Source organism: Xanthomonas citri pv. mangiferaeindicae (assembly GCA_002240395.1).
Taxonomy (GTDB): Bacteria; Pseudomonadota; Gammaproteobacteria; order Xanthomonadales; family Xanthomonadaceae; genus Luteimonas; species Luteimonas citri_A.
Genome location: CP016836.1, coordinates 3,014,515 through 3,041,027 on the forward strand (window position 1 = coordinate 3,014,515; position 26,513 = coordinate 3,041,027).

The window sequence follows — 26,513 nt, forward strand, 5'->3', positions numbered from 1 at the left end:
CCATGCCCGCGATTTCTCCATCCGGTCAACCCGGCAGCGTCGGCGACTGGTTCCAGACCCCGGCCGGACGCGCGGTGCTCGACAGCGAACACGCCCTGGTGGCCGAGGCGCTGGGCGGGCATCCCGGGTTGCCCTGGCTGTGGCTGACGCCAGTCGCGCCCGAGATTGAGATCGACGGGCGCGGCCTGTGTCTGGTGCGCGGCGGCGGCGGCCTGCACGGCCCGGTGCGCTGCGCCTGGCCGTTGCCGCTGCCCAGCGAGGCCTTCGGCGCGGTGCTGCTGCAGCACGTGGTCGGCCCGCACGGCGAGGATCGTGGCCTGCTCGAAGAGGCCGCGCGCGTGCTCGCCCCTGGTGGTCACCTGTGGCTGCTGCTGCTCAACCCGCTCACGCCCTACCGTTGGCGCTGGCGTGGCAGCGGCATCGCCAGCGCCGAGCCGCTGGCCTGGCGCCGGCGGCTGCGCGAAGCCGGGCTTGCACCCGACGCCGTCTCGCGCGGCGTCGGCCCCAGTTGGCGGCCGGTGGTGTCACCGACCCTCCAGCACGGCCCCGGCTTTCGTGCCGCCTACGCGATGCGTTGCCAGAAGCGGCATCTGCCGCTGACCCCGGTCCGCCAGCCGCGCACGCTGGCCCTGCCGGCCGCCGCGCCGGCGGCCTGACCTATCCGCAACAGGACATTGATGAAGTCGATCGAGATCTATACCGATGGCGCTTGCCTCGGCAATCCCGGCCCCGGCGGCTGGGGCGCGCTGCTGCGCTACCGCAGCACCGAGCGCGAGCTGAGTGGCGGCGAGCCCCAGACCACCAACAACCGCATGGAGTTGATGGCCGCGATCGCCGCGCTCGAGGCGCTGACCGAGCCCTGCCGTGTCGATCTGCATACCGATTCGCAGTACGTGCGTCAGGGCATCACCGAATGGCTGGCCAACTGGGTACGGCGTGGCTGGAAGACCGCCGGCGGCGGCGCGGTCAAGAATCAGGACCTGTGGCAGCGCCTGCAGCAGGCTTGCCAACGCCATGAGATTGCCTGGCACTGGGTGAAGGGCCACGCCGGTCACCCGGAGAACGAGCGTGCCGACGCGCTCGCCACCGCCGCCGCGCGCGCCCAACGCGCCGCGGTCGCCTGACCGACGACAAGAAGGAATTCCGACCGATGCGACAGATCGTGCTCGACACCGAGACCACGGGCCTGGAGTGGAAAAAAGGCAACCGGATCGTCGAGATCGGCTGCGTGGAACTGGTCGAGCGCCGCCCGACCGGCCGCACCTACCATCAGTACATCCGACCCGATGTGGATTTCGAGCAGGGCGCCGCCGAGGTCACCGGCCTGAGCCTGGAGTTCCTGGCCGACAAGCCGCCGTTCGAGGCGATCGCCGACGCCTTCCTGGCCTTCATCGACGGCGCCGAGCTGGTCATCCACAACGCTGCGTTCGACATCGGCTTTCTGGACTACGAACTGTCCCGGCTGGGCCCGCACTACGGTGACATCCGCAGCCGGGTGACGGTCGAGGACTCCCTGCTGCTGGCGCGCCAGCGTTATCCCGGCCAGCGCAACTCGCTCGACGCGCTGTGCAAGCGGCTGGGGGTGGACAACACCCACCGCCAGCTCCACGGCGCACTGCTCGACGCGCAGCTGCTGGCCGAGGTCTACCTGGCGCTGACCGCCGGCCAGCACGAGATCGGCTTCGCCGCGCCAGTCGAGACCCGGGCGACCGTGCAGGTGACCGCAGTGCAGCCGACCGGCGTGCGGCCGGCGCTGGTGGTGCCCGAGGCCGACCTCGCACTGCATGCCGCGCGGGTGGAGGCGATCCGCCGCAAGGCCGGCCAGTGCCTGTGGGACGCGCCCGTCGTGGCCGAGGCCGTCTAAGGCGGCGACCGGCTCGGCCGCGCCGCTCAGTGGCGGCGGATCAGGATCGCGGTGATGTTGTCCGAGCCGCCGCCGTCGAGCGCCGCGGCCACCAGACCGTCGACGCACTCCTGCGCGCTGCATTCGGCATGCGCCAGCACCTGCGCGATGGCCCGGTCGTCGACTTCTTCGGTCAACCCGTCGCTGCACAGCAACAACTGGTTGCCCGGCGCGAGTTCGCCGGCCAGCGTTTCGACATTGAGCGTCTGCGGGTCGGTGACCCCCAGTGCCTGGGTGACCACATTGCGCTGCGGATGGGTCCGCGCCTGGTCCACGCTCAGCGCGCCCTGGGCGATCAGCGCCTGCACATAGCTGTGGTCCTGCGACAGCTGCGCCAGTTGCCCGTCGCGCCACAGGTACACCCGGCTGTCGCCGACCCAGGCGACCTCGAAACGGCTGCCGGTGACGCGCGCGGCGACCACGGTGGTGCCCATCGGCAGGGTGTCGCTACGCCGCCGCGATGCGCGGATGATCTCCTCGTCCGCCAACCGGATCGCCTGCGGCAGCGAGCGCCCCTGACGGATCTCGCGCACGATCGCCTCGCGCGCCAGCGCGCTGGCGACCTCGCCGTACTCGTGCCCCCCATGCCGTCGGCGACCAGCCAGAGCCCAAGCTCGCTGTCGCCGTAGTAGGTGTCTTCGTTGAGCTCGCGGCGCAGGCCGACGTGGGTCAGATGTCCGAATTCGATCATGCGGGGTCTCCACGCCGCCGGGCCGGGCGCGGACCGGGGCAGGAAAGGGCTCGGGCGGCAAGGCTCGGAGGCGGGGTGAGGGCGCGCATGGGGCATTGTGGCGCCGGTCGGCCCGCCAGCATAGGCCGGCACCTGTACCGATCCCGTGTAGGCGGGCTTGCGGGCGCAGCCGGCTGCCGTATCGTGATGGCCTTGTCTGTCCCCGACCCCGCAATGCAAGCACCCGATGTCCCGTGGCACTGGAACGATGGCGAGATGGCCACGCGCATCCGCGCGTTCGACTGGCGGTCCACGCCGATCGGGAGCATCGAGCGCTGGCCCGCGGCGCTGCGCCAGGCGGTCGCGACGATGCTCGATTCGCCAGCGCCGATGGCGATCGCCTGGGGCCCGAGTGGACTGCTGCTCTACAACGACGCCCATCGCGACGTGGCCGGCACCCGCCATCCGCGCCAGCTTGGCCTGCCGTTGATCGAGGCCTGGCCGGAGGCCGAAGCGTTCGTCGACCATATCCTGAGCGAAACCCTGGCCGGGCGTTCGCTGCAACTGCGCGGCCACCCGCTGGAGCTCATGCGCAACGGCGTGCCCGAGCGAGCGTTGTTCGACGCGGACTATTCGCCGCTGCGCGACGAGCAGGGGCGACCTGCCGGCATGCTGGCGATCATTCGTGAGCTGACCCGCGAGTCCATGCTGGCCGCCGCGCGCGAGGCGGGCCGGCACGAGGCCTTCCTGCTGGCGCTGGGCGACGAACTGCGCGGGCTGTCTGCACCGGCGGAGATCCTGCGCGTGGCCTCGCGCAGGATCGGCGAGCACCTCGGCCTCGATCGCGTCGGCCTGGCGACCGCCGATCCGGTGGGCGGCCTGCGCGTGCGGGAAGGTTGGAGCCGCGATCCCCGTGCGCCGGTGCTGCGGCTGCCCGACTGGGTCGCCGGTCACGGTGATGTGGTGAGCCACAACGTCGAACGCGACACCACGTTCGATGCGGCGTCGCGCTCGGCGCTGCGGATGCAGGAGGTCGCCGCGCTGGTGATGACCGTGCGCGCCGGGCGCGGACAGCAGGGCGCATCGGTCTTCGTTGCGGCTGCGCGCACGCCGCGGCACTGGACCACCGCGGAGTTGAACCTGCTGCGCGAAGTCGGCGAGCGCGCGGGCGCGGCCTCCGAGCGGGCCGCTGCCGAGATCGCGCTGACGTCCAGCGAGCAGCGCTATCGCGCAGTCGTCGAGCAGGCCGGTATCGGCGTGGCGATCGCCGACCGCGACACCCGTCTGGTCTACGTCAACGAGCAGTACTGCCGGACGGTCGGCGCGCCGCGCGAAGCGCTGGTCGGCAAGCGGATCGAGGAGCTCACGCATCCCGAGGACTGGCCCGAGAGCGCCGCGCTGCTGCAGCGCGTGCTGGACGAGGGCGCGGCGAACGCCGTGGAAAAGCGCATCGTCGTCGACGGCAAGCCGTACTGGCTGCGGCTGTCGGTGGTGCCGTGGCGTGATGCCGACGGCGCGATCGTCGGCAGCCTGGCGGTCAGCATGGATATCACCGGTCGGCGCCAGGCCGAGCTGTCGCTGCGCGAAAGCGAAGCGCGGTTCCGGCAGTTCAGCGACGCCTCGTCCGATGTGCTGTGGATTCGCAATGCCGAGACATTGGCGTTGGAGTATCTGAGCCCGGCGTTCGAAGCGATCTACGGCGTCGCGCGTGAGGCTGCCATCCGCGACCCGGGCCTGTGGATGTCGACGGTGCATGCCGACGACCTGCCCGAGGTGCGCGCACGCATGCGCAAGGTGCGCCATGGCGGCCGCGCCGACTTCGAGTTCCGCGTGCAACGCCCCTGCGACGGCCGCACGATCTGGGTGCGCAACACCGCCTTCCCGCTGTTCGACGATGCCGGTCGCGTACAACGGATTGCAGGCATTGGCCGCGACATCACCGCCGAGCGCGAGCACGCGGTGTTGCTCGAAACGCTCGTTGCCGAGCTCCAGCACCGCACCCGCAACCTGATCGCGGTGGTGCAGTCGCTGGCGCGCCGCACGTTGCAGGGCAGCCCGGACCTGGCCGCGTTCGCGAGCCGGTTCCGCGCCCGGCTCGACGCACTCGGGCGGGTCCAGGGCCTGTTGTCGCAGGGCGCCGCGCTGGACCGTGTCACGTTCGATGCCTTGTTGCGCCAGGAGCTCGAGGCCCACGGCGTGGGCGAGGACGACCTCCGGGTCACACGCATTGGACCGGCAGGCGTGCCGCTGCGCTCGCGCGTGGTGCAGACGCTCGCGCTCGCACTGCACGAACTCACGACCAACGCCTTCAAGCACGGCGCGCTATCGGATGCGGGCGGGCAGCTGGATATCCGCTGGGAGATCGTGCCCGGTGAAGCCCAGCAGTCGACCGAGCTGCGGCTGACCTGGCACGAACACGGCGTGGCCGGCATGGCGGTCGCCGATAGCGTCGCCGGTTACGGCCGCGAACTGATCGAGCACGCCTTGCCCTATCAGCTGGGCGCGCGGACGACCCACCGCTTGCTGGCCGACGGCATCCTGTGCCGCATCGATGTGCCGCTCGACGGCACGCGCGCGGTGCTGCGGGAACGCGCAGCATGACGACGCCGCGGATCCTCGTGGTCGAGGACGAGTACATGCTGGCGATGCACCTGCACGACGGCCTGTGCGCGCGCGGGATCGAGGTGGTCGGCCCGGTCGCCACGCTCGGCGCGGCGTTGGCATTGCTGGAGCCCGAGCCCGATTTCGACGCGGCCATCCTCGACGTCAACCTCGATGGCGAGAAGAGCTACCCGTTGGCGCAACGCCTGCAGCGCGTGGGGATTCCGTTCGTGTTCGCCTCCGGCTACGACCTGGCCATGCTGCCGAGCGAATTCGCCGCGTCCCCGCATTGCCTCAAGCCGGTGGACCTCGACCAAGCGCTCCAACAGTTGGGCTTCTGAGCGTTGCGGCGTTGCCCACAGCGCATGTCAGCGGTGGTGTGCGGGCGGCGTCAGCAGCGTGCGCAGACGTCGACAGGCCGCATCGGCCTCATCGAGGAACTGAGACGCGCGCGCCGGGTCGCCCGCATCCAGCGCACTGCGCACCGCGGCCGCGGCGATGGTCGCGGCGTTGGCGGCATTGCGCAGCGCGTGCAGCCATTCGGGATCGACCGCCCCCGGTTCGAGCACAGCCGCACTCACGGGGCGGCCTTGCGTACGTCCGCATCCTGCCCGGCCAGCCGCGCCAGTTGGTTGTGCACGGTGCGCACGCTGATGCCCAGCGCACGAGCCGTAGCGGTCTTGTCGTTGTTGAAATGCGCCAGCGTCTTGAGCAGCGCGCGCCGCTCGAGCTCAGCCAGGGTCGTGCCGACCGAGAACATGATCGACGTCTCCGACTCCTTGAGCACGGTTTCGCTGGGCAGGGTGGGGCGGATGTACAGGTCGTCGTCCTGCTGCAACAGATAGGCGCGCTGCACCGCACTGCGCAACTCGCGCACGTTGCCCGGCCAATCGTGGCGCAGCAAGGTGGACTCAGCCCCGGCGGCCAGCCGCTTGTTGCGGCTGTAATGCGCGTTGAGCTTGTCGAGAAACACTTGGGCGAGCACTGTCGCATCTTCGCCACGGTCGCGCAGCGGCGGCAGCGGCAGCGGCGCCAGCACGTGATAGAGGTCGTCGCGCAGCGAGCCGTCGCGCATCGCCTCGTGCGGATCGCGATGGGTGCTGGCGATCAACCGCGTCTGCGGACTGGCCAGCGCCGGACCGGCTTCAAGTGCGCGCAGCAATCGGGCCTGCAAGGCCATCGGGATCGCCGTGAGGTCGGCCAGCAGCAACGTGCCGCCCCGCGCCCGCGAGAACGCATCGCCCAGACCGCCTGCCTTGTCGAACAACTCGGCGGCGAGCTGGTCGGGGTCGGTCGCACCGCAGTCCACCGTCACCAGCGGCCCCTGCCTCCCGCTCGCGGTATGCAGCGCACGCGCCACGAGCGTCTTGCCCGTCCCGCGCTCGCCCCACACCAGCACCGGCGCGTCGGTGGCCCCGATGCGCAGCACCTGATCCACGACCCGCCGGATCTGCGGCGAGTTGCCCGCGATCTCGCTGATTGCGCCTGGTACGTCGGAAGACGGTGGCGGCTGATAGCGCGCAACCACGCGCTCCATCAGCCGTCGCAGTTGCGCTGGATCCAGCGGCTTGACCAGGTATTCGATCACCGGCGATGCGACCGCGCGAGCGGCCGATTCCACCGTCGGCCGACCGGTGACGATCGCGATCTGGCCATGCTCGGCCAGGTCGATGTCGTCGAGCAAGTCGAGTCCCGAGCCGTCGGGTAACTGCAGGTCCAGCAGCATCAGATCGGCGCGGGCGCGGGAGAGATAACCGCGGGCCTCGGCGAGTGTCTCGGCCAGTTGCACGCGCAGCCCGGCGGCGAACGCGAGTTGACCGGCGGCACGGGAGAACGTGCCATCGTCGTCGAGGATCAGCACGGTAGGTTGCGGCATGGCAGGGGTCCGTACTGGGAAAATCTCGACTCTAGGCAGAGCGCAGTTAATGGGGCGTCGAGGGGCAGGGCAGGTCAGCGCCTGAGTGTGAATGCGCTGCGCAACGCCGCGTGTGGCGACAAAGAGGCGGCGACGGGGGTGCGGTGCACGGCGCTTGCCGCTGATGCAAAGAGGGCAGCCGTTCGACCGACTGCCCCGACGTCGCCGCCAGCCATTGGCCATCGACCGCCCATTCGGCGTCGCCCGCTTGTCGGCCACGCACCGCCCCCGTATGATTGCGCCCCCGGGTTCTGCACGCAGGCCCGGGACCACCGGAGAGGTGGCAGAGTGGTTGAATGTACCTGACTCGAAATCAGGCAGGCGTTTATAGCGCCTCGGGGGTTCGAATCCCCCCCTCTCCGCCAGAATCGACAAGGGCTGCGTCCTGGACGCAGCCCTTTTTCGTTGAAGCCCTCCCCGCAAGCGGGGGAGGGTTGGGTGGGGGCGCAGGTCGACGCGATGTTTTCGGCCTTGGTCGTTAAAGCCCCGGCCCCCACCCGCCGCCTTCGGCGTCGACCTCCACCCGCAAGCGGGGGAGGTGGTGCGCTGCCAACGCTCGCGATCTCTGATCGAGACCGCGAACAGCCCTCCCCGCGAGCGGGGGAGGGTTGGGTGGGGCAGCGCCCGCCGTCGGCCCATCCGCGGCAGCGGTACACTGGCCGGCCCATCTGTTCCGGCAGTCCCCATGTCCGAGATTTCCGTGCCCGTGTCCTTCGGCGAACTGCTCGACAAGATCTCGATCCTGCAGATCAAGTCCGAGCGTATGACCGATGCCGCCAAGCTCGCCAATGTACGCCGCGAGTTGACCGCACTCGAGCAGACCTGGATGGCGCATCCGGGCGCCGGGCACGACATCGTGCGCCTGCGTGCCGACCTCAAGGCAGTCAACGAGCGGCTGTGGGACATCGAGGACGAGATCCGGCTCAAGGAGAAGGCCCAGGCCTTTGACGCCGACTTCGTGCGGCTGGCGCGCAGCGTCTACATCGAGAACGACGAACGCGCGCGCATCAAGAAGGCGATCAACCTCGCGCTGGGCTCAGCCTACGTTGAAGAAAAGTCCTACGCCGACTACCGCACCGGCGACGCCGCCCCCTGATTCTCTCGCCGCTCAGGCTTGCCCCAGGTCGGCGCGCCGCCGCTCGAACGCGGCGATGGCGTCGTCCACCGTCACCAGCGCCATGACATCGTCGAACTCGATCTTGGTGCCCCACTTGAGATCGGCCGCCGGCTTGCCGAGGAAGCGGCGCGCAGCGTCGTCGTAGCGATCCACGCAGAACCGGAGGTCCGAGTACGGGCCGCTGCGCACCGGATTGCTGGCCGCATGCAGGCCCAACACCTTGGTGCCCATGGCATTGGCGATGTGCATCGGCCCCGAATCGGGCGTGACCAGCAACTGCGCGCGCGCCAGCAGCGCGGGCAATTGCTTGAGCGTGTCCTTGCCGACCAGGTCCAGCGCCTCGTGCCGCATCGCCGCCAGGATCGCGTCGGCCGTGCTGCGTTCGAGTTCGCTGCGCCCGCCGCACAGCACCACCCGCCAGCCGGCGTCCGCAGCATGGTCGGCGAGGGCGGCGTAGCGGTCGGGATACCAATTACGACGCACGTGGCTTGAGCACGGCGAGATCATCAGCACCGGCCGGCCATCGTCGTCCCACTGCGCCCGTGCCCAGGCGTGCGCGTCGTCGGGCACCGGCATCTCCCAGGTCACGGTGTCCTGGCGCAATCCCAAGGGCTCGCAGAAGCTGCCGATCGCGTCGAGCACGTGGATGCCGGGTCGGTCGGGAATGCGCTCGTTGACGAACAGGCCGTGCAGGTCCTTGGACCGGGCCCGGTCGTAGCCCACGCGGCGACGCGCCGGCACGAAACCCGAGAGCAGATTGGCGCGCGCGGCGACCTGCATCTGCAGCAGCGCGTCGAACCGGCGCGCATCGCCCAGCCGCGCGCGCAACTCGCGCCGCATCGCGCGCATGCCGGCCAGCCCGCTCTTCTTGTCGTAGACAACGAAATCGACGTTGGGCAGGCCTTCGAGCAAGCGATGCTCGCCCTTGCCGATGACCCAGCTCAGCGCGAGATCGGGCCAGGCCCGGCGCAACGTGGCGATCAACGGCAGCACATGGGTCACATCGCCGAGCGCCGACAGGCGCAGCAGACACACCGATTGGGGCCTGAAAGCAGGCGCCTGGCCGGTGGGCACGGGAGAAACGACGGTCGGGGCAGGGGCCAAGGCTTGATAGACTCGCTGGATGAGCAGATTCGACCCCAGCGAAAGCCTGACGCCGATTCCGGCGGACGGTCGCACGGGCGAGTACGGCGCCATTCTGTTCGACGGCACGCAGCTGCGGCAAGCCGACCCACGCTGGTTCGATCCGGCCAAATGGGGCGAGCGCGCGCAGCGGGTCTCGGGCAGCGGGCGTGGCGGCGCATGGTTCATCGAGGCCTCGCACGGCCCCTGCGTGCTGCGACAGTACCTGCGCGGCGGCATGGTCGGCCGCGTCAACCACGAGCGGCACCTGTGGCGGGGCGGTCCGCGCGTGCGCAGCTTCGTCGAGTTCCGGCTGCTGCGCGAGCTGATGCGGCGCGACCTGCCGGTGCCGCAGCCCATCGCCGCGAGCTACCTGCGCCGCGGGCTGACCTACCGCGCCTGGATCCTGATGGAGCGGCTGGTGGACGTGCGGTCGCTGGCCGAGCTGGTGGCGCAATCGCCGGACGACGCACCGTGGGAGCAGACCGGCCGCCTGATCGCGCGCTTCCACCGCGCAGGCTTGGACCACGCCGACCTCAATGCCCACAACATCCTGTTCGACAGCCTGGGCAAGGGTTGGCTGATCGACCTCGACCGCGGCCGTCTGCGGATTCCCGAGACCCGCTGGCGCGCGCGCAACCTCGCGCGGCTGGAGCGCTCGTTGCAGAAACTGCGCGGGGCGCGCAGCGAGGACGCGGTGGCGGCGGACTTCGCACGCCTGCGCCGCTCCTACGACGTGCTCTGGAGTCGGGGCATCTGATGGACTGGGCCTTGCGGTTTCTGGGCGTCGGCAACGCCTCGGCGGTGGCGCTGGGCTCACCGATGGCGACGATCGAGCGCGATGGCGCGCCGTGGCTGACGATCGACTGCGGCAATGAAGGCCTGACCGCGCACCTGGATCGCTACGGCGAGGCGCCGCGCGCGCTGTTCGTCACCCATGTGCACCTGGATCACGTCGGCGGCTTCGAGCGCCTGTTCGTCGACCGCTACTTCGACCCGGCGCGCCGCGGCGCGATGCCGCTGTACGTCCCGGCGCCGGTGGTGCCGCTGTTGCACCGGCGCGTGGCCGACTATCCCAATGTGCTCGCCGAGGGCGGAGCGAACTTCTGGGACGCGTTCCGGCTGATCCCGGTCGGCGATGCGTTCTGGCACGACGGTGTGCGCCTGGAGGTGTTCCCGGTGCGCCACCACTGGCCGGAGACCGCTTACGGCCTGCGCCTGCCGCGCAGCCTGGTGTGGAGCGGCGACACCCGGCCGATTCCCGAGATGCTGGCCCGGTATGCCGATCGCGACGAGCTGATCGCCCACGACTGCGGCCTGCACGGCAACCCCTCGCACAGCGGCGTCGACGATCTCGAGCGCGAGTACCCGCCAGCGCTGCTGGCGCGCTGCGTGCTCTACCACTACGCCTGCGACGCCGACGGCGAGGCGCTGCGCGCGCGCGGCCATCGCGTGGCCCGCCCGGGCGAGCGGTTCGCACTGCGTGCACCGGCGCCGGTGCAGGATGTCGGCGCATGAGCGCATTGCCGCAACTGCCCCAGGCCCCGCTGGACCGGCTCGGCCGCCCGCTGCACGACCTGCGGCTGTCGGTGATCGAGGCCTGCAACTTCCGCTGCGGCTACTGCATGCCGGCCGACCGCGTGCCCGACGACTACGGGTTCGACCAAGCCGGACGGCTGTCGTTCGACGAGATCGAGACCCTGGTGCGCGGCTTCGCGCGGCTGGGCATGCGCAAGCTGCGCATCACCGGCGGCGAGCCGCTGCTGCGCAAGCAACTGCCCACCCTGATCGCGCGCCTGGCCAAGATTCCCGGCATCGACGACCTGGCGATGACCACCAACGGCGCGCTGCTCGCCCGCCAGGCCCAGGCGCTGCGCGATGCCGGCCTGCGGCGGCTGACAATCAGTCTCGATGCGCTCGACCCTGCGCTGTTCCATCAGCTGTCGGGCGGACGCGGCGACATCGACGCAGTGCTGGCCGGCGTCGCCGCGGCCGAGCGCGCAGGCTTTTCGTCGATCAAGTTCAACTGCGTCGTCCAGCGCGGCGTCAACGACCACGAAGTCGAACGCATGGCCGCGCACTTCCGCGGCACCGGACACGTCCTGCGCTTCATCGAATACATGGACGTGGGCACCTGCAACGGCTGGGACCGCGCGCGGGTGGTGCCCTCGCGCGAGTTGCATGCGCGCATCGCCGCGCACTGGCCGCTGCGCGCGCTCGATGCCGACTACCGCGGCGAGGTCGCCGAGCGCCATGCCTACGCCGACGGCGCCGGCGAGATCGGCTTCATCAGCTCGGTGACCGCGCCGTTCTGCGGCGACTGCCACCGTGCCCGCGTCTCGGCCGATGGCAGCCTCTACACCTGCCTGTTCGCCGGCCAGGGGCAGCCGCTGCGCGGCTGGCTGGCCGAGGGCGAAGCCGCGTTCGCCTCGCGCCTGACCGACCTGTGGTCGCGCCGCGCCGACCGCTACAGCGAGCTGCGCGGCAGCACGCGCGCGCCGCGCCGACACGTCGAGATGTTCCTGGTCGGCGGCTGAGCGTGGCACCGGAGACCGCAGCGCTGCTCGAATCGCTGGAGCGCGCATTGCTCGACCCGGGCGTGCGCGCCGATCACGCGCGCCTCGACGCCTTGATCGCGGACGACTTCATGGAAATCGGCGCCTCGGGCGCGGTCTTCGGCAAGGCCGAGGTCCTCGGCGAACTGCCCGACCAGCACGGCATCGCCTTCGAGACCGGGCGGATGCGCGTGCATGCGGTGACCGACGACGTGGTGCGTGTGGCGTACGGCGTCACTCGCCGCGCCGGCACCGACATGCGCCGCTCGCTGCGCGGCTCGTGGTGGCGTCGCGATGCCGATGGCGCCTGGCGGATGGTCTTCCATCAGGGGACGCCGGACACCGGGGCCGGTACCATCTGAGGTCCGCAGTCACGACGCAGGCGCCATGGCCCGCAGTACATCCCCGGCATCCCCGGCGCTGACCCACATCGACCCCGACGGCCGACCGACCATGGTCGACGTCTCGGCCAAGACCGTGACCGCCCGCGCCGCGAGTGCCGAATGCCGCGTCCGCTTCCCCGCGCCGGTGGCCGCGCAACTGCGCGCCAGCGGCCTGCGCAGCGCCAAGGGCGGCATCGTCGATACCGCGATCGTCGCCGGCACGATGGCGGTCAAGCGCACCCATGAGCTGATCCCGTTCTGCCACCCGTTGCCGATCGACGGCGTGCGGATCGCGATCGACTGGAGCGGCGAGCGTGAGCTGCGCATCGACTGCACCGTCAAGACCACCCACCGCACCGGCGTGGAGATGGAAGCGCTGACCGGCGCCACCGTCGCCGCGCTGACCGTCTACGACATGTGCAAGGCGCTCTCGCACGCCATCGTGCTCGGACCGGCGAAGCTGGTCGGCAAGCGCGGCGGCAAGCGCGACGTCGGCACCATCGAAGGAGGCGCCACGCCATGACCGATGTCCGACTGCTGTACTTCGCCAGCCTGCGCGATGCCGCCGGCCGCAGCGAGGAAACCTGGCAGACCACCGCGCCCGACCTGCGCGCGCTGTACGCCGAAGTGCGTGCGCAGCACGGTTTCGCGCTGCCGGCCGAGCGGCTGCGGGTCGCGGTCGACGGTGCCTTCGCACGCTGGGACGATGCGGTCCGAGGCGACAGCGAGGTCGCCTTCATTCCCCCGGTCAGCGGAGGCTGACGATGGACGACCGCGATTTCTGGCTGGCCGATGCGCCGCTCGACCTGGCACCGCTGCGCGCGCGTCTGCAACACGACCGCGCCGGCGCCTTCGCCAGCTTCGAGGGCTGGGTGCGCAACCACAACGACGGCCGTCCGGTGCTCGGCCTGCGTTACGAGTCCTACGTCGCACTGGCGCAGGCCGAAGGCGCGAAGGTGATCGCCGAGGCGCGCGAGCGGTTCGCACTGTGCGCGGCGGTGTGCGTGCATCGCATCGGCGACCTGGCGATCGGCGACATGGCGGTGTGGGTGGGCGTCTCCGCCCCGCACCGGGGCGCGGCGTTCGACGCCTGCCGCTACATCATCGACGAGATCAAGGACCGCGTGCCGATCTGGAAGCACGAGCGTTACGCCGACGGCGATGCCACCTGGCTGCACCCCGAGCCGGGGAGGGCGGGGCGCCGCGATGAGTCGCGCTGTGTCGGCCGGCATCCTCGCGGTGCTGCTGGCCGCGTGTGCCAGCGCACCTGTCCCGCCGGAACCGCTACCCGCGCCGGCTGCGCACGGCGAAGTCGGTGCGGCATTGCTGGCACCCGACGGCGACAGCAACCGCATGGCGCTCGCCCGCCACCAGCGCTTCGTCTACCCCACGCTCGAACAACCCGCCGCCTTGCCCGACTATCCGGCAGACCTGCTCCCGCTGCGCCTGTCGCCGATCGAAATCTGCGTGGATGTCGTCGTCGGCACGGACGGGCAGGTCGTCGCCGCGGCCGAGCGCCCGGATGCGCGCTGCGCGACACCGGACGGCGTGCCCGATCGCGCCGCATTCGTGACGCCCACGCTGGCCGCCATCCGCGCCTGGACGTACTGGCCGGCGGCGCTGTGCACCGCGCCGGACAGCTTCGATGGCGATGACCCCTGCGCCGCGCCGGGCGTGACCGAAACGCTGACCCCGGTCCGGCTCTCGTACGCAATCCGATTCCGCCAGCACGACGGCGTGCCGGTGGTCGAGCGCAGCGAATGACGCACAGCCGATAGGCGCAAGCGCGCCTGCCCTGCTAGAATCCCCGTCCCGCTGCTGCGGGGCCGGCTCGGCCGGCGCGTGTCTCCATGGTGGCCCCGTCGGCCCCTCGCGACGCTAGATCGAAAATCCCGCCAGGGCCGGAAGGCAGCAACGGTATCGGTCGATGCGGGCGCCGAGGTCAGTCGGCGGGGCCATCGCCTTGTCCAGGGCTACGCATCGCGGCGCCGGCGGACCGGCGCCACAGCCGGCTCAAGGCGTCAGCACCACCTTGCGGCAGGCATCGCGTTCGTCCTTGCCGTCGAAAATCTCGTACCCGCGCGCCGCGTCTTCGAGCTTCATCCGGTGCGAGATGATGACGTCTGGCTGCAGGTCGCCATTGCCGATGCGCGTCAGCAGTTCGGGCATGTAGCGCTGCACATCGGTCTGGCCCATCTTGAAGGTCAGCCCCTTGTCAAACGCATCGCCCAGCATGAACGCGTGGATGAAGCCCGCATACACGCCCGGAATGCTGACCGTGCCCGCGCGCCGCGTCGCTGCGATGCACTGCCGGATCGCAGCCCCGCTGCTGGTCTCGAGCTTGAGCCCGGTCAGCACAGTGTCGGCCTTGCTGCCCTTGGCCTCGAAACCGACCGCATCGATCGACGCATCCACACCGCGCCCCTCGGTCTGCGAGACGATCACATCGGCCGGATCGTCGATCTCCTCGAAGTTCAGCGGGATGACGCCGTAGGTCGCCTGCGCGAAGTCGAGCCGATACTGATAACGATCGACCATGAAGATGCGCTCGGCGCCCAGCATCCGGCAGCATGCGGCCGCCATCAACCCGACCGGGCCGGCGCCGAAGATCGCGACCGTCGACCCCTTGGTGACCTTGGCATCGATCACTGCCTGGTAGCCGGTGGGCAGGATGTCCGACAGGAACAGCACCTGCTCGTCGCTGAGCACCTCCGGCACCACCAGCGGGCCGACATTGGCCTTGGGCACGCGCACGAACTCCGCCTGGCCGCCGGAGATGCCGCCATACAGATGGCTGTAGCCGAACAGCGCCGCCGGCGGCCGGATGCCCTTGCGGTTGAGCGACGCGCCCTGACCGGTATTGGTGGTCTCGCAGGACGCGAACTCCGATAGCCGGCAATGGAAACAGTCGCCGCAGGCGATGACGAACGGGATCACCACCCGATCGCCCTTGCGCACCGAGGTCACATCGGCGCCGACGTCCTCGACCACGCCCATGAACTCATGGCCCAGGACGTCGCCGTCGTGGATTTCAGGGATCTTGCCGCGATACAGATGCAGGTCCGAGCCGCAGATCGCCGTCGCAGTGACGCGCAGCAGGATGTCGTCGCGCTCGCGCAGGGCGGGGTCGGGCACCGTCTCGACCCGAACATCCCGCGTGCCGTGATAGGTCAGGGCTTTCATTGCATCTCCTTGGGGCAAAGCCCGGATGCAACCAAGCACGGCCGCAATGCGGTGTGAGCGGGTCAGGCGTGTGCGCGGCGTAGTCGGCAAGATCGCCACCCTTGTCCGTAGCCTCGGACGACTGTGCTTCGCGCGCTCACGCTGGTTCATAAAGCCGGCAAAACCCGCAGCCGATGAATGCGGCGCCCTCGCACCCGGATAACACCCGGCGGCGCAGCGTCGCGACTGTGGCGAATGTCCGCCGCAAGGAGACGACCATGAGTCCGAACAATCAGAACCAGCGCGAAGGCCAGAATCAGAACCCGCAGCAGGGTGGCCGCGAGCAGCGTCAGGACGACAACCAGCGCGAGCCCGGCCAGCCGGGACAGAGTGAAGAAGAAGAGTAAGCGCCAAGCTCGATCGAACGCCCAGGGAGGGGCGTTCGGGGCGGGGGGATTGAGGGCGGAGGTGTCTAGTAGCGCGAGAAGCCTGATTTCAGGGGCAAGACGGTTTTGCAAAAGTGGCCCCGCAGAACCGCCAAAACGCCGGATCCGGCTGTGGTAAAACGCCTCAGCGGTGGCATGACGCTGCCGGTCAGGGGGCAACATGAAAGCGATCACGGCTGTGGTTGTTGTTGCGATAGCGAGTGCGGGATGCTCGACCCTTAAAAGCGAGCCGATCGTTCGGGGTTATGGCAAGAATGAATGGACGATCGGCACAGTCACGACTTGGAGTCCTGATAAAGCCGCCGCAGTCGTATTGGGTGACAAGGCGTGCATGCAGTTGCCGACGCGACTGGTCAACCTTGGTACGTCTGGGGGCGGCGCGGGGACTATCAATGTGCCGGGGGAGGTCAACGCAGGCGGCGGTGGCGCAGGCGACTTCAGATCGGATGCGACATCGGCACTTGTTGCGACAGAGCGGACGACCTTCCTATCGTTTGGCTTGTTCTACATCTGCCAAATGGCGATGAATGAATCGATCGACAAGGCCGCGCTGCAGAGCATGCTCAGCATGGTGCTTCAAACGTCGGCCACCCTGGAGCCGCCGCCGATACAGCCGCCGGCGTTCGTGGTGGCAGAGCACTTCACGATGCATGCGCCTCCGCCAGAGAAGGATGCGAGTCAAGAGGAGCAGCCGGAACGAGTTATGCCGGCCCCGCAATTCAGTATTGAAGAGTAGGGATCTGGCTTCGCTCGCATCCTGGGAGGGCGGGCACGCCGGTCGGCAATCGCTGAGTATTGCCGCCAGCGAGCCCGCCACCCTTACTCAGCTAGTGCAGCGAAAGACGCGTGACCTGCTTCGGTACCGGGCCATACGCCGCCCGTTCCTCACGTACGCTGCAACGCGATGTCGTTGCAGGTTGGATCAACTGTTCCTGCACCTGATCCAGGATCTCTCGCACTGCATCCGCACCTTCCGAGATCGCCAGCCCCAGGGCCGGCACGGTGTCATCCGCAAGGTCGTCTTCATGCCCGGATGCGATGACATCGCCGTGCGCCATCAGCATCTGGACCAGCCGGTCGAGCGCGTCGGCCTGGTCCATCGTGACGCCAAAGACGTAGCCATCCGGCACGCTGGCTGCCGGCGTCGGCTGTGCGGCCGCTGTCTCCTGCCTCGCGTGTGGCGTCTCGTCGGCGTCAATCGTCGGGTCGTCTGCTTCGGCGGCTGCCCGCCTCTCAGGCCGCGCGCTCGGCGACGGCCGCCATGCCATCGCCTCCAGCACCAGTTCCGCCTGCTCGGCCAGCATGGCGAGGCATGTGGCCAGTTCGCCGTGACTGACTTCGGGCGGATCGTCCTGCTCCTCGTCGTAGGTGCGCGGCTCCGCCAGGCGCGACAGGAATTCCATGTGGTCGCGCAGCTTCGTCAGCCGCGTCCTGTCGTCTTCCGGCAGGAAATAGCCAGCCCGTAGGGTGTCGTTGTCGTCGTTCGATTCGCGGTTCGACATGATGTTGCCTCCTTCATTCCATCGAAGTGACCCGCCCACCGAATGGCGGACGGGAAGTCGGGAGGTTAGAAACCGCAGACAGACGGCGGGCGTATTTCCCCGAAGGGTGTTGTATTAGCCGCCCTCCCGACGCAGGCATCGCGTCGGTTGTGTCCGCAAAGTGCCGGACACAAAAAACCCACCAGGTTGTCGGAGGTGGGCACCGCTGTCTGAGGAGTTTCTACGCTCCGGGGTTGATATTGCTAGCGGAATTCGCGGTTGTCAAGCGATATGGAGCACTGACGAAGAAGTCTGGACGGTGAGAAGAAAACCTGCGCTCGCGCCGATGCGCAGAATTGGCGCAGCGGAACAAGCTCGGTCGGGTTGGACTCCGACGCGGCGCGCTACTCAACTGGGGGGGGCGTCGGGGGAACGTCGCCGGAGCACGCCCACCCGGAACTGTGCGAGCGTTACAGGTTCGACGCCTCACTGGCGCGCCGCAGAATCAAGGGGAGAGGCGCCCATCACCCGTTCCTAATTGATCCCCAGCTTATTTCGCTTGCTTCTCGGTCTCACATTGACTGTCCGATACGTCGCCACGTCGCAGAGCGAGCGAGCTGTGTGCTGAAGCCGGGACAATCCACGTCATTTGCGTGCACGGTTGGTAGACCACAGTTTCGCCCTGAAGCCGGCCCGCGTACTTAGTGAGGCCTGGTGCCAATTCCAGAGCACTCAGCTTCAAGTCGACGACTGTTCCCTTATCTAGGGAAACCACGCGGTCGGCATCGAGGTGGGCGATGTACGCGGCCACCATGGGGGCATAGACCAACACGACGGCAATGCCCATCGCGGCATCATGAGCACGAAGCTTCTCCGGCAGTGCAATGGTTCGCTTGATCATTGCTACCAGCGCGAAAACCAACGCGATCCCCGCGATTACCCAGAAACGCTGGGCTGGCCCCCAAATCAGAAACGATACAAACCCTAGGGCTATCACGATCAGCACCGCGATTGGTACCCAACGCGGAACCCTCTCGTGTGCGAGACCTTTTCCTATCAGGGTGCCCACCCATGCACCCGAGAAAACGCCTACGAGCGTCACTGCCATTGCGGCAACTCCAGCTGGGAGCATGTCAGCAGCGCCGCCATGCTGGAACGGCCTCAGCCCGAACCGACCCCAATAAACAATCAGGTAGAGCCCTCCGATCATGTAGCCGTACGCCAGGGTCGCCGAGGCGACAAGAGCGACCATCGCCGAAGAGAGCGTTGGTCGCCCGCTGTATAATGGCTCAGTCATTTGCACGCTCGGTTATGGGAATGTCGTGATCGTACAGACTCGCCATCGAGTCAGTAACGAGTCCGGTTGGATGCCCCTTGTCGGCACCGCGCTCCTTCGTGTCGGTATCGACTTCCGGCTGCAGAGCAATGGAACCGCGGGCAAGATAGTGCGCTGTGATCGCCAAAACAGGCTGCGTCAGACTCAGTGACGCTGGATGGGTAGGTGGATGGGGATGTTTGGCGTCAGAAACGAAAAACCCCGCAATGAGCGGGGTTCTTCGATCGATCTGGCGGAGAGAGGGGATCGGATCGGTGTCGACCTAAGTCCCTGACTTTCCTAGCAAGACGCAAACCAGGAGGTGTCCTGGAGGTGTGTCCCGCCATTGTATTGATCTTCAATCAGGAAATGGGGGTTCAAGGCTGAGCGCGCTTGAGCGAAGGCAGATCGATGGTGAAGTGCCTAACAGCTATGCCTCACTAAGGCTGGCTATCGTCCTTCGAAACAGGGTCCGCAAGCCTTACCCACCAATGCTGTCCATCCTGCCGAACGCTCAAGAGATCGTAAGTCTTGATCATGCTCAGCAAGCCTGAATGGCCGTGTGCGTTGGGCGAGAAGGCGGGATCAGCGCGTTTGAGATAGGCCCCCAACGCGCTAAGGCGAACCTCGCCTTCATAGGTGTCATCCGCAAGAAGGGCGACGGCTTCAACCACGAAACGCGGACGGCGTTTCGGGAGCGGCTTCGGCGGCTCATCCGGCGAAGGCGTGGCATCAGTTGAATGTTTGGGCTCGACTGTGGGCGTAACAGGCTCTCCGGACGTGGGGCGAGACCATTCGAAGAACTGGTCGCAAGCGTTACGCAGTGCGTCGGGTGTTTTTGGCTCGCCGATGATGCATACCGCAGCGCCGCGCTCTCTCAGTTTGCGACACAAGTAGGCGAAGTCTGAGTCGCTCGTCACGATGCAGAACACATCGGCTCGCTTGTCGAAGAGCGCTTCAAGAGCGTCCAGAGCCAAGGCCAGGTCAGACGTATTCTTCCCGGAAGCGTATTGATACTGCAGGCAGGGAGTGAAGGCCTGCCTCACTAATACTTCCTGCCATCTGTGCGCCAAGGTTCCGCTGTTCCCGTAGCCCCGACGGAGAACGACGCGCCCGAACTGAGCACCCATCAAGAGCGCGTGCTCTACGATTTCGGGTGGCACATTGTCGCAGTCGACAAGAACAGCGACGGATGCATCGGTTGCACCAACCGGGTTTTCCATCAGGCAACTTCCTCAGCAGTGGAAGGTAATCCGGTCACCTTCGCGTCCAGGTATTGAATGATGCTGCGCGTTAGGTTGACCACAAGCAGTGCCTCATCACGATGGAGTAGTTGATCGTTGGCATGTGCCAGGCTCCCCCGATTTCGAAGCGGATTCAGCGCGTCGAAGATGTTTCCGATCGAGAAGATGACCTTGCGCATCGCCTCGTCTTGAACGCCCAGGTTGCGTAACGCTGGATGTCGCTCGCGCATCAACTTGAAGATTTGGGTAATTCCAGCGTCTGCTGGCAAGACAGTCAGATCCAATCCCGCCGACCGGCATACCGCTTTCAGGTAGCCATGAAGAGCGGTGTGGACGCGATCCAGGGCGCTCGTAGGTCCCTGCGCCTCCAGCAATGATTGCGCGTCTGCCAATGCTTGACGCACAAGCTCGCTGGCTACCTTCGGGGAGGTCGGCTCCACGGCAGCGACTTGGCCGCAGCGATTGGCTATTGCTAACAGCTTGGCGTGCGCTTCCTGGCTTCGCTGGACCTCTGACCCATGAGGAAAGCGCCTAGCGACCCCTCGGACGATCGCCGCCTGGCACCGAGGGTCTGCGGACGACAGCACGGCCAAGAAGCGCTGACGCGTCGTGCCCGGGTAGTCCTCCGGATCAATTTTCAGATCGCAGTAGGCAGCGTAGAACTCCCGGTGGGACGCGTAGCTGAAATCGCCCAGGTAGCCGCCGGATACCCCGATGTAATGGTTGACGATCCAGTGGATTTCACTCGGACGCAGGCCGTCCATGGAGCCCCTCTCTCGCCGGCTGGAAGGCCGACCCAGATGGCGGCACTATAGCGTTGGCGCCCCAGATGCGGGCCACAGGGGGAAGGCATGGAAAGCTCGGTGGAAGAAGGGACGGTCGATGCGCCGGAGAGCGGGTCTGTGCTCCGGGAGCGCGGCTCGCTGATCGATAAGGTCAATCGAGCCCGCCTGGAGTTATTGGATCTGTCGACCCGCAACCGGCTGCTGAGCGTCCCCCGGTCCGGGCATGCCAAGACCGTGGAGGTAGTCAACGAGCTTGCGCGAGCGATGTATCAGACGCTCGTCATCGACGGAAAGCGCTTCACCTTCGTCGCCGGCAGGGCCGACCCTAAGACGGCTGCAGACGAAACGGTAGGGGAGGAAGGCGGCGGGCCGGGCCAAGCCGGTCTGGCTGAGGCCAGTGCCGTCGACGCAGAAGCCGACCACGCACTGCTCGAAGAAGAGCCGGACGACCCCGAGCTGCTGGCGCAGCCGAATCTCGAACTGGACGAGCAAGGGCGCCAACTGAGTCACTGGGATGCTCAGCTGATGACGCGCTTGACGCCGACAGGGCTCCAGAAGCGCCTTCTGGACCTCTACGTCGACGCCCGGACGCTTCAGGAAGAGCAGGGCATCAACGTGCTCTACCTCGGCATCGGCTACTTGAAATGGCGAGCGCCGACCACGCCTAAGATCGACCGGTATGCGCCGCTCGTGCTGGTGCCCGTCGCCTTAGAGCGCAGCAACGCGGGCGAAAAGTTCCACCTGCGTTGGCAGGGTGACGAGATCGTCGCCAACCTCTCGCTCCAGCTCTTCTTGCAACGCCAGTTCGAGATGAAGCTTCCCGAGATCGAGGAGTTCGAGAGCCTCGATATCGATGACTACCTGGCAAAGGTTGCCGCGCTGATCGAGGGCAAGCCGGATTGGGCGGTGGTTCCGGACGACGCTGTTCTGGGCCTCTTCTCGTTCGCCAAATTCATGATGTATCGGGACTTGGATCCTGCTAGCTGGGAGCAGTTTGGCGGTTTGGAGGCCATCCCCACGCTTCGAGGCGTTGTATCGGACGGCTTCCCCGGCGCGGCTATTTCAACGAACGACGAGGACATTGACGCGACGGTCAGCCCGGAGCGGATGCGCCACGTCGTCGACAGCGACAGTTCCCAGTCCCTCGTCGTCCACGACGTGCTCAAGGGGCGGAGCATCGTTGTTCAAGGGCCGCCGGGCACCGGCAAGTCCCAGACCATCGCTAACATCATCGCGGGAGCAATCGCCGAGAAGAAGCGCGTGCTATTCCTGGCGGAGAAGCTGGCGGCCCTTGAAGTCGTCAAGCGACGCCTGGATCAAGTTCGCCTCGGCGCGGCCTGTCTCGAGCTGCACAGCAACAAGGCGAACAAACGCGCCCTGCTCGAAGAACTGCGGCTTACGTGGAACTTGAACCCGCTAGCTCCCGAAGACGGCGGGCCCATCGTTCGCCAGCTAACTGAGCGGCGCGATGCCCTCAACGCGCACGCGCAACGCCTCCACCAAGAGTTGCTTCCTTCGAAGCTGACGCCCTACGAGGTGTTCGGCAACCTCGTTCGACTGCGCCGAGAGGGCCACGTCACGGCACGCATTCGCCTCGAATCGCCGCTGGAGTGGGCGTGGGACAGGGTGGGCGAAAATCAGAAACTGCTTCAAGACCTTTGCGATCGCGTGCGCACCATGGGTGTCCCAGACCAGCACGCCTGGGCGGGGGTGGAGAACGAAACGCTGCTTCCGAACGATCGGGATCGCCTGATTCGGGAAATCGCTGACCTCGCCAGGAAACTGGACGACTGGCGGCAAAGCGCCGCAGAGCTGACCGACGTGCTGGACCTGCAGTTCTCGGACCGGCTCGATGCCCCACAAGCGGCAATCGACCGAGCCAAGTTGCTGTTGACGGCGCCGCCCCTTGGGGCCGAGGCGCTCGCGCACCCTTCGTGGGAGGACCCCGCTGGCCCAGAAGGCCTTATCGAAGACTTGCGACGGGGGCAGGACCTGCGCCAAGCGTGCTTGGAATTGGCAGCTGAGTCTGCGCTCGAACAGACCTGGGGACAGACGAGCCACGAGTTGACTAAGGTTCCTAGCAACTTTGTTCTCGGCAAGGAAGTGTTGGTGCTGCGCGACGCCCACCAGAAGCTTTCGGGCACGGAGTCCGACCTTGCTCGGCTCGCCCAGTTGGTGGGCGAACAGAGACCACTAACGTTCGAAGTCGTGGCCCACATGTGCGCACTCGCGGAGCGCGCGAGTTCGGCGCCCCAGATCGACCGCGACGCGTTGGTTGCCCGCATCTGGGATCGAGGGGTCGACTCGGTCCAGAACCTGGTCGACTGGGTCCAGCAGGTTCAGTTGGCTCGCCGTGAACTGAGCGAGGTGTTTCGCGAGTCTGCGTGGTCGACTGATCTGGAAGATGCTCGGCTTCAAATCGCCAGCCGCAGTGGGAGCTTCTTCCGCTTCTTTAGTGGCGAGTGGCGGGCCGCAAATCGGCTGGTTCGTGCGCAGCTCCGCAACCCCAAGCTCCCGGCCGATCAATTGCTGCCGGCGTTGGACAAGCTCCTCGACGCACAGGCGGCACTTCGTCGGGTCGAGGAGGGCAATGCTCAGGGCGAGGAAGCGTTTGGCGCCAACTGGGAGCGCGATCGCTCCGATACGGCGTTCTTGAGAGGAGTGGTAACTTGGATGCGTGGCATGCGTCCGCTCGGGCTTGGCGCTCGCGATCAAGTCGCCGCGATCGGTGACCGTGGCTTGGCAGCCGAACTGGCGGCTCGGCTGCGGCCTGCGCTTGCTGAAGTGCAGGCTCACCTCTCGCTAGTCCACGAGTCGCTGCTGGCCGGAGGACAGATGCTGTGGAGCGGGGAGGAGTCTTCGCTTCCGAAGGTGCCGCTGCGTCGACTGACAGACGTCACAGCGCCCTTCGCGCAGACCATCCAAGCCTGCGATTCGCTGAAAGACGCGGAGGCGCTAACCACAGCGCAGGCGTTGGAGCGCATCAACACCCTGACCGACACCCAGGCAGCGCTTGCCGCACTCACTCAAATCGACTCGCAAGGCTCAGCCGCGTTTGGTGGCCTGTGGGGAGGCCTTGCTTCGGACGTCGCTGCGCTCGAAGAAGCCTCTCGCTGGATGATCACCAACGCGGGCCTGAGGATGCTGGCGTCGCGCATCGTCGACCCTCAGCGAAAGCTGGATCAGGCGACCCAGCACCTTGAAAGAAGCGGGAGGCTGGGTGGAAAACTGTCCGAATTGTTCGCCACCCTGCGCTTTGCCGGAAACGATGAGGTTGCATCGGACCCTGCCCACGTCTCTGTGGATGCCGCAATACGCCAGCTTCGGGCGTGGGAAGCGGACCCGGAAGGTCTCCCGCAGTGGGTCGCATACATCGCCCAAGCAAAGGTAGCCAAGCGCCGTGGGCTGAGGAACTTCGTCGATGCGTTGGCGACGGGCACCCTGGTACCCGACGAGGCCAGAGGGACGTTCGATCTGGCCTATTACGAGGCGGTCCTGTCGGCGATGGTGGCCAGGGAACCCGAGCTCGCAACGTTCGACGGCAAGAAGCAAACCGAGCTCGTCGAGTCGTTCTGCGAGCTGGACCGGGGACGCATCGACTTGGCTCGACGTCAGGTGTCGCAATCCCACAGAGAACGTATCCCTTCGAAAAGCGGGGCGGCGGGACCGGTGGCGGTGCTTCTTGGCGAGATGGCGAAGAAGAGGGGTCATCTGCCTATTCGGCAGCTCGTGGAACGGGGAGCGCCCGCCATCCAGGCGCTCAAGCCCGTCTTCATGATGAGCCCACTGTCGGTGGCGCAGTTTCTGCCGCCCGGTGTGCTGGAGTTCGACCTGTTGGTCATTGACGAGGCTAGCCAGGTTCAGCCGATCGATGCGTTAGGTGCCATCGCGCGTGCCAAGCAACTGGTCATTGTGGGCGACGAGCGTCAATTGCCACCGACTCGGTTCTTCTCAAGAGCCTTGGGCGATTCCTCAGCACCGCTGGATGACGCCGCGGCGCCGGCCGACGTCGAGAGCATCCTGGGCCTGTGCTTGGCGCGTGGGTTGCCGGACCGAATGCTCCAGTGGCATTACCGGAGCCGCCACCAGTCCTTGATCGCGGTGTCCAACAGCCAGTTTTACGAGAACAGGCTGCTGATCGTTCCGAGCCCCTACACGAGCGAGGCGGGGGTCGGTCTTCGATTCCACCACCTGCCGGACGCCGTTTACGACCGTGGTGGCACCAGCACCAACGCTCGTGAAGCGAAGACGGTGGCCATGGCGGTCATCGCCCATGCACAAACGACCCCACACCTCACCTTGGGCGTTGCGGCGTTCTCGACCCAACAGCGGCGCGCCATCTTTGATGAAGTGGAGTTGCTGCGACGCCAACATCCCGAGACCGAAGGTTTTTTCACTGCCCACGCCCACGAGCCATTCTTTGTCAAAAGCCTGGAAAACATCCAAGGCGACGAGCGCGATGTCATCTTCATTTCGATCGGGTATGGACGCGATGCGCGGGGCGGAGTGAGCATGAATTTCGGGCCGGTGAGCAACGAGGGCGGCGAGCGTCGGCTCAACGTGCTCATCAGCCGGGCCAAGTCGCGTTGCGAGGTCTTCTCGTCCATCACCGACGAAGACATCGATCTCACCCGAGGCAAGGGCAAAGGCACGGCTGCGCTCAAGCTGTTCTTGCACTACGCCCGCACGGGACGCCTCCACATTGCGACCGAAGCCCTTGAGGAGCGCAAGAAGACGTTCGAACAGGAGGTTGCCAAGGCGCTCATTGCCCGCGGCTACGACCTCCATATGCACGTAGGCGTAGCCGGGTTCTTCGTCGACATCGCCATCGCGGACCCGGAGAAGCCAGGACGCTATGTCATCGGCATCGAGTGCGACGGAGACTCTTACCGAAGGTCGAAGGGCGCGCGCGATCGAGATCGTCTGCGGGAGCAGGCGCTCCGCGACAAGGGTTGGCAGGTCCACCGGGTGTGGAGTGCCGAGTGGTTCCTGCGGCCCGCTGCGGAACTCGATGCACTGGTGCGGGTCATTGAGGCCGCGAAACTAGAACCAGATTCATTCGAGGTCGAAGCTGCCTCCCGATCGCGAGCTGTTCCGATCGACATCGAGAGCGTGGATCACGACGACTTCGTTGAGGTGGGACTGGTGAGCTCTGATGCGTTGCCGGACACCGATCCTTACGTGGAAGCCAATTTCTCAGTGCCCAACCCGCAGCAGGAACTGCACACGGTCCCGGCAATACGAATGGCGGACTTCGTTCGGGAAGTGGTGCGTGCTGAGGGCCCCATCCATCGCTCAGAGGTCGTGGTGCGCATACGGTCTCTGTGGGGCCTACAGCGGACGGGAGGGCGCATACAGAGTGCAGTCGAAGAAGGCATCAGGTGTGCCGTCGAGGATGGTGTGGTGCTGCAGGACGGTGAGTTCCTTATGTGGCCAGGCCGCTCTGTCCGGGTTCGAGACCGAAGCGACGTTCAGTCGCTCACCCTGCGACGCCCCGAGTTGCTTCCACCTATAGAGATGGATATCGCTATCTTGGAATTGGTGCGTAACAACCTGGGCGCTTCGCTGCACGAGATTGCCCTTCACGTTTCGCGCCGACTGGGATTCCGAACAACAAGCGCGCAACTGCGTGCAGCGCTGGTGGAGAGGGCTGAGTCGCTTGTAGCGGGCGGGGTTTTGGAGCTTCGAAATGGGTTGCTCGTGGAGCGTCCTGTGAAGCACTGAGAGGAACGGCGTTAATGTTCGACTAGCTCAATTCAAGCGTCGCGCCCCCTTCGGGACGAAGAACTACGAAGGACAGCTCATTCGGCTGTC

General features: G+C 66.9%; 23 protein-coding genes, 1 tRNA gene, 1 other RNA gene and 1 pseudogene. 18 read left to right on the top strand and 8 right to left on the bottom strand.

The window, feature by feature from the left end:
• Positions 1-11 precede the first annotated feature (11 nt).
• The 3 genes from BEN78_13130 to BEN78_13140 are packed head-to-tail and all read left to right on the top strand — an operon-like array spanning position 12 to position 1,864.
• Entirely contained in the window at positions 12-656 is a 645-nt protein-coding gene (locus BEN78_13130) for a hypothetical protein (protein ID ASR45131.1), read from the top strand.
• A gap of 21 nt (positions 657-677) precedes the next feature.
• Complete coding sequence (locus BEN78_13135) at positions 678-1,124, top strand: ribonuclease HI (protein ID ASR44171.1); 447 nt, start codon at positions 678-680, stop codon at positions 1,122-1,124.
• Positions 1,125-1,150: 26 nt separating this feature from the next.
• Positions 1,151-1,864 carry a DNA polymerase III subunit epsilon gene (locus BEN78_13140; GenBank protein ASR44172.1) on the top strand — a complete coding sequence of 238 codons (714 nt, stop codon included), beginning with the start codon at positions 1,151-1,153 and terminating at the stop codon, positions 1,862-1,864.
• A gap of 26 nt (positions 1,865-1,890) precedes the next feature.
• Here the strand turns inward: BEN78_13140 and BEN78_13145 are convergent.
• Positions 1,891-2,594, bottom strand: a pseudogene (locus BEN78_13145) (protein phosphatase).
• A 213-nt stretch (positions 2,595-2,807) separates the two neighbouring features.
• Here BEN78_13145 and BEN78_13150 point away from each other — a divergent pair.
• Together BEN78_13150 and BEN78_13155 are read left to right on the top strand one after the other, a co-directional pair.
• Positions 2,808-5,174, top strand: coding sequence for a hypothetical protein (locus BEN78_13150; protein ASR44173.1), 2,367 nt, complete (start codon positions 2,808-2,810; stop codon positions 5,172-5,174).
• Positions 5,171-5,515 (top strand): hypothetical protein, encoded by a 345-nt coding sequence (locus tag BEN78_13155; protein ID ASR44174.1) that lies wholly within the window; start codon positions 5,171-5,173, stop codon positions 5,513-5,515. The genes BEN78_13150 and BEN78_13155 overlap by 4 nt, the downstream gene beginning before the upstream one ends.
• Before the next feature lie 27 nt (positions 5,516-5,542).
• Here BEN78_13155 and BEN78_13160 read toward each other — a convergent pair whose 3' ends face one another.
• Together BEN78_13160 and BEN78_13165 are read right to left on the bottom strand one after the other, a co-directional pair.
• Complete coding sequence (locus BEN78_13160) at positions 5,543-5,755, bottom strand: hypothetical protein (protein ASR44175.1); 213 nt, start codon at positions 5,753-5,755, stop codon at positions 5,543-5,545.
• On the bottom strand, positions 5,752-7,050 hold the full coding sequence (locus BEN78_13165) for a hypothetical protein (protein ID ASR44176.1): 1,299 nt from the start codon (positions 7,048-7,050) through the stop codon (positions 5,752-5,754). Before BEN78_13165 ends, BEN78_13160 begins: the two co-directional genes overlap by 4 nt.
• Positions 7,051-7,363: 313 nt before the next feature.
• Between BEN78_13165 and BEN78_13170 the strand changes: the two genes are divergently transcribed.
• Together BEN78_13170 and BEN78_13175 are read left to right on the top strand one after the other, a co-directional pair.
• A tRNA-Ser gene (locus BEN78_13170) sits at positions 7,364-7,454 on the top strand.
• A gap of 320 nt (positions 7,455-7,774) precedes the next feature.
• Positions 7,775-8,185, top strand: coding sequence for a hypothetical protein (locus BEN78_13175; GenBank protein ID ASR44177.1), 411 nt, complete (start codon positions 7,775-7,777; stop codon positions 8,183-8,185).
• Between the two features lie 12 nt (positions 8,186-8,197).
• On the opposite strand, the gene BEN78_13180 is transcribed toward BEN78_13175, so the two are convergent.
• Positions 8,198-9,241, bottom strand: a complete 1,044-nt coding sequence (locus BEN78_13180; GenBank protein ID ASR44178.1) for an ADP-heptose--LPS heptosyltransferase — start codon at positions 9,239-9,241, stop codon at positions 8,198-8,200.
• 88 nt (positions 9,242-9,329) lie between these two features.
• Here BEN78_13180 and BEN78_13185 point away from each other — a divergent pair, with 88 nt between their 5' ends.
• From BEN78_13185 to ffs, 8 genes are all read left to right on the top strand, one after another.
• A complete protein-coding gene (locus BEN78_13185) occupies positions 9,330-10,088 on the top strand; it encodes a 3-deoxy-D-manno-octulosonic acid kinase (GenBank protein ID ASR44179.1) in 759 nt (252 codons plus the stop codon).
• Entirely contained in the window at positions 10,088-10,846 is a 759-nt protein-coding gene (locus BEN78_13190) for an MBL fold metallo-hydrolase (GenBank protein ASR44180.1), read from the top strand. Before BEN78_13185 ends, BEN78_13190 begins: the two co-directional genes overlap by 1 nt.
• A complete protein-coding gene (locus BEN78_13195) occupies positions 10,843-11,865 on the top strand; it encodes a cyclic pyranopterin phosphate synthase (protein ID ASR44181.1) in 1,023 nt (340 codons plus the stop codon). The genes BEN78_13190 and BEN78_13195 overlap by 4 nt, the downstream gene beginning before the upstream one ends.
• Entirely contained in the window at positions 11,862-12,245 is a 384-nt protein-coding gene (locus BEN78_13200) for a hypothetical protein (GenBank protein ID ASR45132.1), read from the top strand. The genes BEN78_13195 and BEN78_13200 overlap by 4 nt, the downstream gene beginning before the upstream one ends.
• Positions 12,246-12,270: 25 nt before the next feature.
• Entirely contained in the window at positions 12,271-12,789 is a 519-nt protein-coding gene (locus BEN78_13205; protein ASR44182.1) for a molybdenum cofactor biosynthesis protein C, read from the top strand.
• Positions 12,786-13,028, top strand: a complete 243-nt coding sequence (locus tag BEN78_13210; GenBank protein ID ASR44183.1) for a molybdopterin synthase sulfur carrier subunit — start codon at positions 12,786-12,788, stop codon at positions 13,026-13,028. Before BEN78_13205 ends, BEN78_13210 begins: the two co-directional genes overlap by 4 nt.
• A gap of 444 nt (positions 13,029-13,472) precedes the next feature.
• Positions 13,473-14,030, top strand: a complete 558-nt coding sequence (locus BEN78_13215; protein ASR44184.1) for a hypothetical protein — start codon at positions 13,473-13,475, stop codon at positions 14,028-14,030.
• Positions 14,031-14,125: 95 nt separating this feature from the next.
• Positions 14,126-14,222, top strand: an RNA gene (gene ffs, locus BEN78_13220) — signal recognition particle sRNA small type.
• 57 nt (positions 14,223-14,279) lie between these two features.
• Here ffs and BEN78_13225 read toward each other — a convergent pair.
• Positions 14,280-15,449 (bottom strand): glutathione-dependent formaldehyde dehydrogenase, encoded by a 1,170-nt coding sequence (locus tag BEN78_13225; protein ASR44185.1) that lies wholly within the window; start codon positions 15,447-15,449, stop codon positions 14,280-14,282.
• 173 nt (positions 15,450-15,622) lie between these two features.
• On the opposite strand from BEN78_13225, the gene BEN78_13230 reads away from it, so the two are divergent.
• Both BEN78_13230 and BEN78_13235 read left to right on the top strand, forming a co-directional pair.
• Complete coding sequence (locus BEN78_13230; GenBank protein ID ASR44186.1) at positions 15,623-15,835, top strand: hypothetical protein; 213 nt, start codon at positions 15,623-15,625, stop codon at positions 15,833-15,835.
• Between the two features lie 538 nt (positions 15,836-16,373).
• Positions 16,374-16,610, top strand: a complete 237-nt coding sequence (locus BEN78_13235; protein ASR44187.1) for a hypothetical protein — start codon at positions 16,374-16,376, stop codon at positions 16,608-16,610.
• A gap of 91 nt (positions 16,611-16,701) precedes the next feature.
• Here BEN78_13235 and BEN78_13240 read toward each other — a convergent pair whose 3' ends face one another.
• The 3 genes from BEN78_13240 to BEN78_13250 form a co-directional block, all read right to left on the bottom strand.
• Positions 16,702-17,376 (bottom strand): hypothetical protein, encoded by a 675-nt coding sequence (locus BEN78_13240; GenBank protein ASR44188.1) that lies wholly within the window; start codon positions 17,374-17,376, stop codon positions 16,702-16,704.
• Positions 17,377-17,905: 529 nt separating this feature from the next.
• Positions 17,906-18,607 carry a hypothetical protein gene (locus BEN78_13245; protein ASR44189.1) on the bottom strand — a complete coding sequence of 234 codons (702 nt, stop codon included), beginning with the start codon at positions 18,605-18,607 and terminating at the stop codon, positions 17,906-17,908.
• A 1,285-nt stretch (positions 18,608-19,892) separates the two neighbouring features.
• Positions 19,893-20,678, bottom strand: a complete 786-nt coding sequence (locus BEN78_13250; GenBank protein ASR44190.1) for a hypothetical protein — start codon at positions 20,676-20,678, stop codon at positions 19,893-19,895.
• Between the two features lie 87 nt (positions 20,679-20,765).
• On the opposite strand from BEN78_13250, the gene BEN78_13255 reads away from it, so the two are divergent.
• Complete coding sequence (locus tag BEN78_13255; GenBank protein ID ASR44191.1) at positions 20,766-26,423, top strand: DNA helicase; 5,658 nt, start codon at positions 20,766-20,768, stop codon at positions 26,421-26,423.
• Positions 26,424-26,513: the final 90 nt, after the last annotated feature.